The 13,083-nt window shown below is 65.1% G+C and carries 10 protein-coding genes and 2 pseudogenes; 8 read left to right on the top strand and 4 right to left on the bottom strand.

Annotated elements, in window-relative coordinates:
• The first annotated feature begins 17 nt into the window (after window positions 1-17).
• Window positions 18-1,085 carry a selenide, water dikinase SelD gene (selD, locus tag HV773_RS16045; protein WP_175195392.1) on the top strand — a complete coding sequence of 356 codons (1,068 nt, stop codon included), beginning with the start codon at window positions 18-20 and terminating at the stop codon, window positions 1,083-1,085.
• On the top strand, window positions 1,082-1,987 hold the full coding sequence (locus tag HV773_RS16040) for a cation diffusion facilitator family transporter (protein ID WP_175195391.1): 906 nt from the start codon (window positions 1,082-1,084) through the stop codon (window positions 1,985-1,987). Before selD ends, HV773_RS16040 begins: the two co-directional genes overlap by 4 nt.
• A gap of 338 nt (window positions 1,988-2,325) precedes the next feature.
• Here the strand turns inward: HV773_RS16040 and HV773_RS16035 are convergent, their stop codons facing one another.
• The gene (locus HV773_RS16035; RefSeq protein ID WP_175195390.1) at window positions 2,326-3,330 is read right to left on the bottom strand and encodes a LysR family transcriptional regulator; all 1,005 of its coding nucleotides are present in this window, start codon (window positions 3,328-3,330) and stop codon (window positions 2,326-2,328) included.
• A 298-nt stretch (window positions 3,331-3,628) separates the two neighbouring features.
• On the opposite strand from HV773_RS16035, the gene HV773_RS16030 reads away from it, so the two are divergent.
• The 4 genes from HV773_RS16030 to HV773_RS16015 all read left to right on the top strand — a co-directional run bounded on the left by HV773_RS16030 (window position 3,629) and on the right by HV773_RS16015 (window position 10,658).
• Window positions 3,629-4,471: an alpha/beta hydrolase gene (locus tag HV773_RS16030; RefSeq protein ID WP_175195580.1), complete on the top strand. Its 843-nt coding sequence runs from the start codon at window positions 3,629-3,631 to the stop codon at window positions 4,469-4,471.
• A gap of 65 nt (window positions 4,472-4,536) precedes the next feature.
• On the top strand, window positions 4,537-5,790 hold the full coding sequence (locus HV773_RS16025) for an efflux RND transporter periplasmic adaptor subunit (RefSeq protein ID WP_175195389.1): 1,254 nt from the start codon (window positions 4,537-4,539) through the stop codon (window positions 5,788-5,790).
• A 71-nt stretch (window positions 5,791-5,861) separates the two neighbouring features.
• On the top strand, window positions 5,862-9,047 hold the full coding sequence (locus HV773_RS16020; protein ID WP_175195388.1) for an efflux RND transporter permease subunit: 3,186 nt from the start codon (window positions 5,862-5,864) through the stop codon (window positions 9,045-9,047).
• A 54-nt stretch (window positions 9,048-9,101) separates the two neighbouring features.
• Entirely contained in the window at window positions 9,102-10,658 is a 1,557-nt protein-coding gene (locus HV773_RS16015; protein ID WP_175195578.1) for an efflux transporter outer membrane subunit, read from the top strand.
• 164 nt (window positions 10,659-10,822) lie between these two features.
• Here the strand turns inward: HV773_RS16015 and HV773_RS16010 are convergent.
• Window positions 10,823-11,056 (bottom strand): annotated as a pseudogene (locus HV773_RS16010) (integrase core domain-containing protein); the annotation flags it as partial.
• Between HV773_RS16010 and HV773_RS16005 the strand changes: the two are divergent.
• Window positions 11,013-11,249 (top strand): helix-turn-helix transcriptional regulator, encoded by a 237-nt coding sequence (locus HV773_RS16005; protein ID WP_175195385.1) that lies wholly within the window; start codon window positions 11,013-11,015, stop codon window positions 11,247-11,249. The pseudogene HV773_RS16010 and the gene HV773_RS16005 overlap by 44 nt on opposite strands.
• A 99-nt stretch (window positions 11,250-11,348) precedes the next feature.
• On the opposite strand, the gene HV773_RS16000 is transcribed toward HV773_RS16005, so the two are convergent.
• Window positions 11,349-12,272 (bottom strand): enoyl-CoA hydratase/isomerase family protein, encoded by a 924-nt coding sequence (locus HV773_RS16000; RefSeq protein WP_246282284.1) that lies wholly within the window; start codon window positions 12,270-12,272, stop codon window positions 11,349-11,351.
• Between the two features lie 142 nt (window positions 12,273-12,414).
• Window positions 12,415-12,681, bottom strand: a pseudogene (locus tag HV773_RS36875) (methyl-accepting chemotaxis protein); the annotation flags it as partial.
• Between HV773_RS36875 and HV773_RS15990 the strand changes: the two are divergent.
• Window positions 12,668-13,042 carry a hypothetical protein gene (locus HV773_RS15990; RefSeq protein ID WP_175195383.1) on the top strand — a complete coding sequence of 125 codons (375 nt, stop codon included), beginning with the start codon at window positions 12,668-12,670 and terminating at the stop codon, window positions 13,040-13,042. The pseudogene HV773_RS36875 and the gene HV773_RS15990 sit on opposite strands and share 14 nt — an antisense overlap.
• Window positions 13,043-13,083: the final 41 nt, after the last annotated feature.

The raw sequence follows: 13,083 nt of genomic DNA, 5'->3' as shown, positions 1-13,083 counted from the left end.
TCTGGAACACTCCGCATATGACGCACACGAACGACAACGACCGCCCCGCGCCGCGCCTCACGAGCCTTTCGCACGGCGGCGGCTGCGGCTGCAAGATCGCACCAGGCGTGCTCTCCGCGCTGCTCGCGCGCAGCACGCCGCTCACCGCCGCGTTTCCGAACCTGCTGGTCGGCACCGAAACGGCCGATGACGCCGCCGTCTACAAGCTCAACGACGAGCAGGCCATCGTCGCGACCACCGACTTCTTCATGCCGATCGTCGACGACCCCTACGATTTCGGCCGCATCGCCGCCACCAACGCGCTTTCGGACGTCTACGCGATGGGCGGCAAGCCGATTCTCGCGCTCGCGCTGGTGGGCATGCCCATCAACGTGCTACCGCACGAGGTGATCGCCCAGGTGCTGCGCGGCGGCGAAGACGTGTGCGCGGCGGCCGGCATTCCGGTGGCGGGCGGCCACTCGATCGACTCGGTCGAGCCGATTTATGGGCTCGCCGCGCTCGGCATCGTGCATCCCGAGCGCGTGAAGCGCAACGCCTCGGCGCGCGCGGGCGATGTGCTGGTGCTCGGCAAGCCGCTGGGCGTGGGCGTGCTCTCCGCCGCGCTCAAGAAGGACCTGCTCGACGACGCCGGCTACCAGGCGATGGTGGCCGCCGCCACGATGCTCAACAAGCCGGGCGCGGCGCTCGCGGAACTCGAAGGCGTGCACGCGATGACCGACGTGACCGGCTTCGGCCTGCTGGGCCACACGCTCGAAATCGCGCGCGGCGCGAACCTCACGGCGCGCGTGCGTTATGCCGATCTGCCTTGGCTGCCGGGCGTGGAGGCGTTCGTGGCGCAAGGTGTGTTCACGGGCGCTTCGGGCCGGAACTGGGCCTCGTATGGCGAGGGCGTGACGCTCGCGGCCTCGTTGCCGGAAAGCGCCTGCACGCTGCTCACCGATCCGCAGACTTCGGGCGGCCTGCTCGTGGCTTGCGCGCCGGAGCAAGTCGATGCCGTGCTCGCGCTTTTCCACGCGGATGGCTTTGCCGATGCGCGCGTGATCGGCGAATTGACGGACGGACCCGCGCGCGTGGAAGTCGCATGAGCGGAGAGTCGCCGAAAGCTATTCTCTACGCTCTCGCGGCGAACACCGGCATCGCGATCTGCAAGTACGCTGCGGCGGCGTTTACAGGTTCGGGCTCGATGTTCGCCGAAGCGATTCACTCGACCGCCGATTGCGGCAATCAACTGCTGCTGCTGTTCGGCCTGCGCCAGTCGCGCGAGCCGCCGACGCCGCTGCATCCGATGGGTGCGGGTCGCGCGATCAACTTCTATTCGCTGCTCGTGGCGCTGCTGCTGTTCTTCGTGGGCGGCGCGTTCTCGGTCTATGAAGGCGTTCACCGGCTGATCGCGCGCGAGCCGCTCCAGTACGCGTATGTGGCGCTCGCGGTGCTGGGCATTTCCGTGGTGCTCGAAGCGTTCTCGCTTTACGGCGCGCTGCGCGAAATCCGCAAGGGTTCGCCCACGAAGTCGCTGTGGCGCTGGGCGCGCGAAACGCGCGACTCCGATCTGCTCGTGGTGGCCGGCGAGGACATCGCCGCACTCGCGGGTCTCGCCATTGCGTTCGCTGCAGTGCTGCTCACGGTCATCACCGGCAATCCAGTGTGGGACGCGTGCGGGTCGATTGGTGTGGGCGTCCTGCTCATGCTGATTTCGTGGTTCATCGCGCGCGAAGTGAAGTCGATGATCGTGGGCGAATCGGCGAGTCCGGAAATGCGTCGCGATATCGAGGCGTTCTTGCGCGCGCGGCCTGAGATTCGCGGCATCATCAGTCTGATTACGCTGCAATGGGGCAAAGAAGTGGTGGTGGCGGTGCAGGCCGAGATGATCGATTACGACCATAGCCGTGCGATGGTCGAGGCGATCAACGTGATCGAAGCCGATTTGCAGGCGAAATTTCCGGTGGTGCGCTGGGTGTTCTTCGAGCCGGATTTCGTAAAGCGTTAAGCGCTCGTTTTGATAAAAAAGCCTGGCGGCCGAAAGACCGCCAGGCTTTTTTATTGCATTGGCACGGTTCAGCGCCGAAACGGCGTCCACACAGGCGTGGTTTCGTCCCAGTCGTCCAACTCGGAGGGAGTCGCGTTATTCATGATCAGGTTTCCTTATCGAATCGAAATGGCGGCGGACACTTGCCGGCACGGGCCAGAGGCGCGGCCGGGAGTGGCGACAGGTGCAAGTGTAGGTGCACGGGCCCGCGCGATAAATGTTCCGAAAGCGAAAGGAATTGTCGGGAAAGCGGAACAATCAGGAAAACGCGCGGAGCGCTTTCCTGATTGAGTGGCCCATCATGCGGCCCACTCCGAAATCACCGGCGTTTCGAGTGCGGGGGCCTGTTCGCGTTCCTCCAGCGTGCGCATCGTGCAGGTCTTGTCGAGCGAGGCGCGGCCGGAGAGGAGCGGGCAACGGTCGAACACTTCGGCGATCCAGTCGACGAACACGCGCACTTTCGGCGACAAATGCCGGCTATGCGGATACACGGCCGAAATCGGCATGGGCAGCGGCTTGAAGTCGGGCAGGACTTCGACCAGCGCGCCGGACTTCAGGTGCGGCAGCACCATGTAGCGCGGCCCCTGGATCAGGCCGAAGCCCTCGACGCCGCAGGTCACATAGGCGTCGGCGTCGTTCACCGAAACCATGCTCTTGAGCTTGAATTCCACTTCCTTGCCGTCGACGAGAAACGCCCAGTCGATCGTGCGCCCCGTGCGCTGCGAAAAATAATTCACGGCGCGATGCTCGGCGAGCTCTTCGAGCGTTCGCGGCGTGCCGTTGCGCTCGAGGTACGAGGGCGAGGCGCACGATACGCCTTCGAACAGGCCGATGCGGCGCGCGACCAGCGACGAATCCTGCAGCGCGCCCACCCGCACGACGCAATCCACGCCTTCCTGAAGCAGGTCGACCGGGCGGTCGGTCAGGCCCAGTTGCAGGTCGATGTCGGGGTAGCGCCCATGAAATTCGCATAGCGAGGGAATCACGATGAGGCGTCCGATCGACCCCGGCATGTCGATGCGCAGCTTGCCGTGCGGCTTGCGGTTGCGGTCCTGGAAGGTCTGCTCGGTTTCTTCCACATCGGAAAGAATGCGCACGCAGCGCTCGTAATACGCGGCGCCGTCGGGCGTGAGCGAAAGGCGGCGCGTGGTGCGGTGCATGAGGCGCACGCCGAGAAAGGCTTCGAGATTCTGGATGATCGTCGTGACCGAAGCGCGCGGCATGTCGAGCGTTTCGGCTGCGCGCGTGAAGCTGTTGGTATCGACGACGCGGGTGAACACCTGCATGGCCTGAAGGCGGTCCATTACCACTCTCCGAAAGACATCGACGCACACCGCGCGGACCCGCTACCCGGTTATGCCAGGCCGGTCGCGCGAATAAAAGGAAACAGATTGTTCAGGTGCGCCGAATTGTGTTGACGGATTATAGGCATTTATTTGCGGATCTGCCGAACCCACAATTTGCACCATTCGAATCTAATCTCGCGCATTGCGCTGTTTCGCCATGGATGCCTTTAAACGTTCGACGCCCTGGATTTCCGCTGACCTCTCCGCGAGCGTCGATGAACCCGCGCCGGTGCGGCTCGTCGCAGCGCCGGCCGCCATGCTCAAGGCCGATCCGCCTGCTGCGGTTGCATCGGGCAAGGCGCGCGGGCCCAAGCCCATCGACGTGAGCGAAGCCACGATCGCCGGCCATGCGCAGGACATCGTGCTGCGCATGTACCGTCCGCGCGGTGCGAGCAATTTGCCGGTATTGCTGTATTTCCATGGCGGCGGTTTCGTGCGCGGCACGCTTGACGACGCCGACTCCACCGCACGCTTTTTCGCAGAGCGCTTACCTGCGCTCGTGGTCTCGGTGGACTATTCGCTCGCGCCCCGGTTTCCGTTTCCGGCCGCGCCCGAAGACGCGTACCTTGCCGCGCAGTGGGTGCATGCGCGGGCGCGCGCATTCGGCGGCAGCGCGAAGCGCATCGTTGCTGCAGGGCACGACGCGGGCGGACAGATCGCTAATGTGCTCGCATTCATGGCGCGCGACCGCGGCGACGTGCGGCTCGCCGCGCAGGCGCTTTTCGCGCCGATGCTCGACCCGAGCCTCACGCGCCTGGGCGACGAAGCGCGGCTCGCGTCGGACATTTCCGCAAGCGAATGCGCGGCCTGCTATCGCGCCTATTTGCCCGAAGCCTCGCAGCGCATGCATCCGTATGCGGCGCCGCTGGAATCTTCGCGGCTCGCCGGCTTGCCGCCCACGTTCATCGTCACGGCGCAAAACGATGTTCTGCATATCGAAGCGGAGAAGTACGCAACGCGCCTGATCGAAGCGGGTGTGCGCACGCATGTGGTGCGCTACCCGAGCGTTTCGCATGCACAGATTGGCACGCATCCCGATGCGCTTGCCGAAGCGGTGCGCTTTTTTCGCTGTTGCTTCGAGGCCGGCGTGGCCTGTTAGCGCCGCCGCAGCGTGCAGCAGAACGTAATTATCGAAAAACAATCAGTCATTTGCTGGAGCTCGCGATGTCACTCAATTCGTCACTCAACTCGCATTCACGTACGCGCATTGCACTCGTGGTGGCCGCTGTTCTCGTCGTTGGGGGGCTCGGTTCGCTCGTCGCCATGCGTCTCGATTCGCACCCGGCCGTGGCCGCCGAAGCGCCGCCCGCGCCCGAGGTGGATGTCGCCGCCGTGCTCAAGCGCGACGTTACCGACTGGCAGAGCTACTCGGGCCGCATGGCCGCCGTCGAGAAAGTCGAGGTGCGCCCGCAAGTTTCGGGCACGATCGTCTCGGTGAACTTCCGCGATGGTGCGCTCGTGAACAAGGGCGACACGCTGTTCGTGATCGACCCGCGCCCGTATCAGGCCGCTGTCGATCAGGCCGCCGCGCAACTGGCCGCCGCGCAGGCGCGCACCGGCTACGCGCAGAGCGACTGGCAGCGCGCGCAGCGCCTGATTGGCGACAACGCCATCGCGAAGCGCGACTACGACGAAAAGCAGAACGCCGCGCGCGAGGCGAGCGCGAATCTGAAGGCGGCGCAAGCGGCGCTCGAAGCCGCGCAAATCAACCTCGGCTATACGCGCATCGTTGCGCCGGTGTCGGGGCGCGTCTCGCGCGCCGAGATCACGGTGGGCAACGTGGTGTCGGCGGGCCCGAGCGCGCCGCCGCTCACGACGCTCGTGTCGGTGTCGCCGATCTACGCCGAATTCGACGCCGACGAACAGACCTATCTCGACTACCTCAGCCGCATGAAGGATGGCTCGAAAGTCCCGGTCGAACTGGGGCTCGCGAATGAGACCGGCTATTCGCGCAGCGGCACGATCGAGTCGGTGGACAACCGGCTCGACACGTCCTCGGGCACGATCCGCGTGCGCGCGCGCTTTGACAACGCCGACGGCGCGCTCGTGCCGGGGCTCTATGCGCGCATCAAGGTGGGCGGCAGCGCGCCTCACGCGGCGCTGCTGGTCGACGAAGCGGCCATTGGCACGGACCAGGACAAGAAGTTCGTCTATGTCGTGGACGGCGCTGGCAAGGTTGCGTATCGCGCCGTGCGCACCGGCGGGCAGCAGGGCAATCTGCGCGTGATCGTGGGCGGCCTGCAGGCGGGCGAGCTCGTGATCGTGAACGGCACGCAGCGCGTGCGGCCGGGCGAGGCCGTGCGCTCGCACGCCGTGCCGATGAACGGCGACCCGGACGCGGGCGTGGCGGGCATGGCCAAGGCGGCGGCTGCGCCTTCGCCCGACAATTCCGCTGCAAAGACGGCTAAGGCTTCCTGAAGCGCGGCGTTCGCCTTTTGCGCGAGCGCGATCCTCGCATCAAGTTAGTCATACGAAATATAGAGCGACCCATGAACATATCGAAATTCTTCATCGACCGGCCGATCTTCGCGGGCGTGCTGTCCGTGCTGATCCTGCTGGCCGGGGTGATCGCACTGTTCCAGTTGCCGATCTCCGAGTATCCCGAGGTCGTGCCGCCTTCGGTGGTCGTCCACGCGCAATATCCGGGTGCGAACCCGAAAGTGATTGCCGAAGCCGTGGCCGCGCCGCTCGAAGAGCAGATCAACGGCGTCGAGAACATGCTGTACATGCAGTCGCAGGCCAACAGCGACGGCAATCTCACGCTTACGGTCACGTTCCGGCTGGGCACCGACCCCGACAAGGCCACGCAGCTCGTGCAGAACCGCGTGAACCAGGCGCTGCCGCGCCTGCCCGAGGACGTGCAGCGTCTTGGCATCACGACCATCAAGAGCTCGCCTACGCTCACGATGGTGGTGCATCTGATCTCGCCGAACAATCAGTACGACATGACGTATCTGCGCAACTACGCGCTGCTCAACGTGAAGGACCGCCTCTCCAACATACGCGGCGTGGGCGAGGTGCAGCTATGGGGCTCGGGCGATTACGCCATGCGCATCTGGCTCGATCCGCAGAAGGTGGCGCAGCGCAATCTCACGGCGGAAGACGTGGTGAACGCGATTCGCGAGCAGAACGTGCAGGTCGCGGCGGGTGTGATCGGCGCATCGCCGAGCGTGCCGGGCACGCCGCTGCAACTGAACGTGAATGCGCGCGGGCGTCTGCGTACGGAAAGCGAGTTCGGCAACATCATCGTCAAGACCAATCCCGATGGTGGCGTGACGTATCTGCGTGACATCGCGCGCATCGAGCTCGCCGCGTCCGAGTATGGGCTGCGCTCGCTGCTCGACAACAAGCCGGCCGTTGCGCTCGCCATCAACCAGGCGCCGGGCGCGAATTCGCTCGCGATTTCCGACCAGGTGCGCGAGGCGATGAAGGAGCTCAAGGCGGATATGCCCGCGGGCGTGGACTACCGCATCGTCTACGACCCCACGCAGTTCGTGCGCTCCAGTATCGAGGCGGTCGTGCATACGTTGCTCGAAGCCATCGCGCTGGTGGTGGTCGTGGTGATCGTGTTCCTGCAAACCTGGCGCGCTTCGATCATTCCGCTCATTGCCGTGCCGGTGTCGATCGTGGGGACGTTCTCGCTGCTGCTGGCATTCGGTTTCTCGATCAATGCCTTGTCGCTGTTCGGGATGGTGCTCGCGATCGGCATCGTGGTGGACGATGCGATCGTGGTGGTGGAGAACGTCGAGCGCAATATCGCCAGCGGGCTTTCCGCGCGCGACGCCACTTACAAGGCCATGCAGGAAGTGAGCGGGCCGATCATCGCGATCGCGCTCACGCTGGTGGCCGTGTTCGTGCCGCTCGCGTTCATGAGCGGTCTCACGGGCCAGTTCTACAAGCAGTTCGCGATGACCATCGCGATTTCGACGGTGATCTCCGCGTTCAACTCGCTCACCCTTTCGCCGGCGCTCTCCGCACTCTTGCTGCGCAGCCACGGCGAAAAGGAAGACTGGCTCACGCGTGTGATGAATACGCTGCTGGGCGGCTTTTTCCGGCGCTTCAACAAGGTGTTTCATCGCGGCTCGGAAGACTATGGGCGCGGCGTGAACGGCGTGCTGCACCACAAGGGCGCGATGCTCGCGGTCTACGCCGTGCTGATCGGCGCGACGGTGCTGATGGCGCGCGTCGTGCCGGGCGGCTTTGTGCCCGCGCAGGACAAGGAGTATCTGATCGCATTCGCGCAATTGCCCAATGGCGCTTCGCTCGACCGCACGGAAAATGTGATTCGCGACATGAGCGCGATCGCGCTCAAGCAGCCGGGCGTGGAAAGCGCGGTGGCGTTCCCGGGTCTTTCGGTGAATGGCTTCACCAATAGTTCGAGCGCCGGCATCGTGTTCGTCACGCTCAAGCCGTTCAAGGAGCGCAAGGGCAAGGCGCTCGCGGCGGGGGCGATTGCGGGCGCGCTCAATCAACAGTACGCGAATATCAAGGATTCTTTTATTGCCGTGTTCCCTCCACCGCCGGTGCTCGGCCTCGGCACGCTCGGCGGCTTCAAGATGCAACTGGAGGATCACGGCGCGCTTGGTTATGAGGCGCTCAACCGCGCAACCGAGGACTTCGTGAAGCGCGCGGCGAAGACCCCCGAACTGGGTCCGACGTTCTCGAGCTATCAGATCAACGTGCCGCAGTTGAATGTCGATCTCGACCGCACCAAGGCCAAGCAGCTCGGCGTGCCGGTCACGGACGTGTTCGAGACCATGCAGATCTATCTAGGCTCGCTCTACGTGAACGACTTCAACCGCTTCGGACGCGTGTATCAGGTGCGCGTGCAGGCCGATGCGCCGTTCCGCCAGAAGGCCGACGACATTCTTCAACTGAAGACGCGCAATGCCGCCGGCGATATGGTGCCGCTCTCGTCGCTCGTGACGGTGACGCCCACTTACGGTCCCGAGATGGTGGTGCGCTACAACGGCTACACGGCCGCCGACATCAACGGCGGGCCGGCGCCGGGCTACTCGTCGGGGCAGGCGCAGGCGGCGGCCGAGCGCATCGCGGCCGAGGTGCTGCCGCGCGGCGTGAAGTTCGAATGGACCGACCTCACGTACCAGCAGATTCTCGCGGGCAACTCGGGTATCTGGGTGTTCCCGATCAGCGTGCTGCTGGTGTTTCTCGTGCTGGCTGCGCTCTACGAGAGCTTGACATTGCCGCTCGCGGTGATCCTGATCGTGCCGATGAGCGTGCTGTGCGCGCTGACCGGCGTGTGGCTCACCCAGGGCGACAACAACATCTTCACGCAGATTGGCCTGATGGTGCTGGTGGGCCTGGCGTCCAAGAACGCGATTCTGATCGTGGAGTTCGCACGCGAACTCGAACATGACGGACATACGCCGCTATCGGCCGCCATCGAAGCAAGCCGGCTGCGCCTGCGCCCGATTCTGATGACGTCCATCGCGTTCATCATGGGGGTGGTCCCGCTCGTGCTGTCGTCGGGGGCGGGCTCGGAGATGCGTCATGCGATGGGCGTGGCGGTGTTCTTCGGCATGCTCGGCGTGACGGCTTTCGGCCTGTTGCTGACGCCGGTGTTCTATGTCGTGCTGCGCACGATCGCGGGCGGCAAGATCCACGTCGCGCAAAAGGACAACGCACGCACGACCCGGTCCACGGTGGACGCGTAAGCAAGGATGATCAAGATGACTAACTATTCAGCCTCGCCCGCGCAACATCGCGGCATGGAAGATACGAGCAGATTCTGGCGCGTGACGCGGCTGGCCGCGGGCGTGGCGCTATTCGCGTGGCTGGCCGCGTGCTCGGTCGAGCCCACCTACAAGGTGCCCGACGCGGGCGTACCGAGCGCGTACAAGGAAGCGCCGCTGCAAACGCAAGGTCAGCCGTTGGGGCAGCACGATGTCGGTTCATGGACGCCCGCGCAACCCGCCGACGACGCGCATCGCGGCGAATGGTGGAAGGCGTTCGGCGACCCCACGCTCGACCAACTCGAGGAGCAGGCGCAAACCGCGAACCAGGACCTCAAGGCCGCCGCCGCGCGCGTGCAGCAAGCGCGTGCGGTGACACAGGCGGCGCGCGCCTCGTGGTTCCCGTCCATCGACGCGGGCTTCGGACCGACTCGCGAGCGCGCCTCGCCGACCTCGCTGTATCTGCCGCAGAACGCCAACGTGCCCGCGCAAACGCTGTGGCGCGCACAGGCTACGGCAAGCTATGAAGTCGATTTGTTTGGCCGCGTGAGCTCGAACGTGCACGCGACCCAGGCCGATGCGCAGCAGAGCGAGGCGCTGTTCCGCTCGGTGCAGCTCGCGCTTCAAGCCGACGTTGCGCAGAACTACTTCCAGCTGCGCCAGTTCGATTCCGACGCCGATCTTTACCGGCGCACGGTCGCGCTGCGCGAGGACGCGCTCAAGCTCGTCCAGCGCCGCTTCAAGGAAGGCGACATCAGCGAGCTCGACGTTTCGCAGGCGCGCAACGAACTGGCGAGCGCGCGCGCCGACGCCGTGGGCGTGGCGCGTCAGCGCGCGGCCTCGGAGCACAGCCTCGCGATCCTGCTGGGCAAGGCGCCGGCGGATTTCACGTTCCCCGAGACGCCGCTTGCGCCGGTGGTCGTGCAGGTGCCGGCCGGCCTGCCTTCGACGCTGCTCGAACGCCGCCCCGACATCGCCGCTGCCGAGCGCGCGATGGCGGCCGCGAACGCGCGCGTGGGCCTCGCGAAGGCGGCGTTCTTCCCGAAGCTCGATATCACAGGTGCATTTGGCTATGAATCGGCGACGCTGGGCGATCTCTTCATGTGGTCGAGCCGCGCGTTCCTGCTCGGGCCGCTCGCGGGCACGGCGCTCACGCTGCCGTTGTTCGACGGCGGCCGGCGCAAGGCCAATCTCGCGCAGTCGCGCGCGAAGTACGACGAGGATGTCGCGCAGTATCGCCAACAGGTGCTCGTGGCGTTCCGCGAGGTCGAGGACAATCTCTCCGACTTGCGCTTGCTCGGCGACCAGATCGGCGCGCAGGACGACGCGGTGAACGCCTCGCAACGCGCCGCGCATCTCTCGCGCACGCAGTACGAGGAAGGCGAGGTCAGCTATTTGAACGTGATCGACAGCGAGCGCTCGGTGCTGGTTTCGCAGTTGCAGGCGAGCCATTTGCAAGGCTCGCAGGCGGTGGCCACCGTCAATCTGATCCGTGCGCTGGGCGGCGGATGGGGCAATGCGAAGGCTGATTCGGAGCCTGCTGGCGCGCCCGCCGCGAGTTCGGCGGCTCCGGCGCCGCTCGCTTCACGCTGACACCGCACGTGCGCGCGCGCCGCCTTGCGGAGCGCGCGCACGTGCGACCCGAGTCGAAGCGGTACACTCGAGAAACCGGACGCGCGGCGCAAACGGGAACTTGAAGCGAAACATAAAACTGAACCCAACGCGCTGGAGTTGCCCCTGCAATCCCGGACGCGGCTTCACACTAAGATTGCTGAGTCCATCGAGCGCCGGAACTCGCGAGGCGAGCGGTATTTCAGCGCGCTATGGGGATGCTTCTCGTTGTAATGCTCGAACGCAATGGCCAGGTTGCGTGCAGCGGTCGCTGCATCCGGCTTCGGCATGAAGGCAACGTAGTCGCGCTTCATCGTTTTCACGAAGCTCTCGGCCATGCCGTTACTTTGCGGGCTACACACCGGCGTGGTCAGGGGCTTGCGCATACAGGCGACCAGCGCGACCTTGGGCGGTTTCGGGCTGTCGCCGGAGACGGTGACGTGGCACCTCACGAATATCTACAGCAAATTCGGCGTAAGCGGGCGAGACGAAGCCGTCGAGCGCGTGCGTGATATGGAGGGGGCGACGCAGTTCGATGCTGCACCGCGCGCCGCCGCTGGTTGGCAGGCTTGAACGGTGTGATCCCTCGCTGCTGGCCGGGCACCGGCAGCGTTCGGGCTGGCCAGCCCTCACGTGCGGTGCGATACAACCACGCGAAACCGTCCGCATTTATCACGTTCGCGAGCGTTCCCAATCGTATGGGGCAGGTTGGCCGTCGAGGAATGCCGCAACGGCTGCGGCATGAAACGGCGCGCTGGTCGCGACTGCCTGAGCCGAACTCTCCAGCTCGGCGAGAAGCGCATAGTGGCTCTCGAAACTCTGATTCAAAAGACGTTTGGTCAATCCCATTGCCTCACGCGGCCCCGTGACAAAACGTCGTGCAAACTCACGTGCCTGTTGCGCGAGCGCTTCGGGCGAGTGAATCGTATGCACGATGCCGAGCTGCTTCGCCTCCTGCACGTCTACGCGGCGAGCCGTCAGCGCGAGTTCCTTGGCCATGGAAAGCCCGACCACGCGTGGCAGCAAGTAGGCCGCAGCCAGATCCGGCACGACTCCAATCTTGACAAACGACATACAAAAGAACGCCCGTGACGAAGCGAGTACGAAGTCCGCTGCGAGCGCGAGCGAAAAGCCTGCGCCCGCGGCCGCGCCATCAACGGCTGCGATCACGGGGATCTCCAGATTGCGCAGCCGCTGCATCCACATATGGCCGTTCATCAAGCGGCGGCGGATCCCATCGGGTGAGCCGGCTTCCGGATTTTCGCGGGCCTCCTTGAGCGACCGGATATCACCGCCCGCGCAAAAGCTACCGCCCGAACCCGTCAGTATCAGTGCGCGGATGCCGCGGTCCCGCTCGATCATGTCCAGCATCTGGGCGTAGTCCTGTCGCAAGCCGAGCGACAAAGCGTTGCGCGACTTCGGTACCTGGTGTGTGAATTCGGCGACGCCGTCGTCGATGACGAGCGTCGAATCACGAAGCTGGATCTGTTCTGCGGGCATGGGCTGCGCTCGGAAAAGTGGGTTGGGAAGGCAATAGTTTTGAAGCTCGACGGTCGCATCACCCCACCGCTGATGGGGGGCGCCGTCACAGATCATGGTTCGCCAGAACCCTCGCGCCCTCGGGCGTTGACATAGACCGCAGGTGTCCCGCCTGCCAGAAAGCCCCAGCGAACGGACGGGTTCTCTGCGCCGGCTGCGCAGGATCGGCAAGGGGGCTCGCCGTGCCCGGCGCCGTCCGGTCCGGGAGCCGGAACACCGCGACCGACGTCATGAGGCGGCCGGCCTGGTCGACAAGCGATGTGCCGGTGCCAACGCGTTCGACCGAGGTGTCGATGAGCGCCTTGATCTCCTTCGCGGCGGTCGACGAGCGCTGCGCGAGCGCGCGCACCTCGCCCGCGACGACCGCGAAGCCACGTCCCTGCTCGCCCGCTCGCGCAGCCTCGACGGCGGCGTTCAAGGCAAGGATGTTGGTCTGGAATGCAATGCCCTCGATGATGCCGATGATCTTCGATGATGGTCATGTTGGCCAGATCGAAGCCGCGTACCTGATAGATGCGCTCCGTGACCTCGAAGAGCCCGTGGACCCGGTTCAGGCGGACCTGGCGCCACAGGGCCGGGTGCGCGGTGGCCGGGGCCTCTTCGGCATCGAGAAAGCCGTAGTCGGCGAGACTCCAGACGAGGCGACCGTAGGCATCGCGCACTTCCGCATTGGGAACGGTACCGATGAAGCCCCGGTTTGCTTCGGCTTCGTCGAGGTGGTCCTCCATCGGCAGCTCGCGCAATGCGCGTTGATGCGCCGCAACGGTGGCGGCGGTGGCTCGGGTTTGTGCATCGGCCTTGTTTGCAGCCGGCACCGGTTGATATGAAGACATGCCCATGTTCCAGATTTCGGGTGGAACGGTTCGCT

The sequence above is a fragment of the Paraburkholderia caffeinitolerans genome, from assembly GCF_902859945.1.
GTDB classification, from domain to species: Bacteria; Pseudomonadota; Gammaproteobacteria; order Burkholderiales; family Burkholderiaceae; genus Paraburkholderia; species Paraburkholderia caffeinitolerans.
Note: the sequence above shows the minus strand (reverse complement) of the source record. Positions and strands in the feature narration are given on the sequence as shown.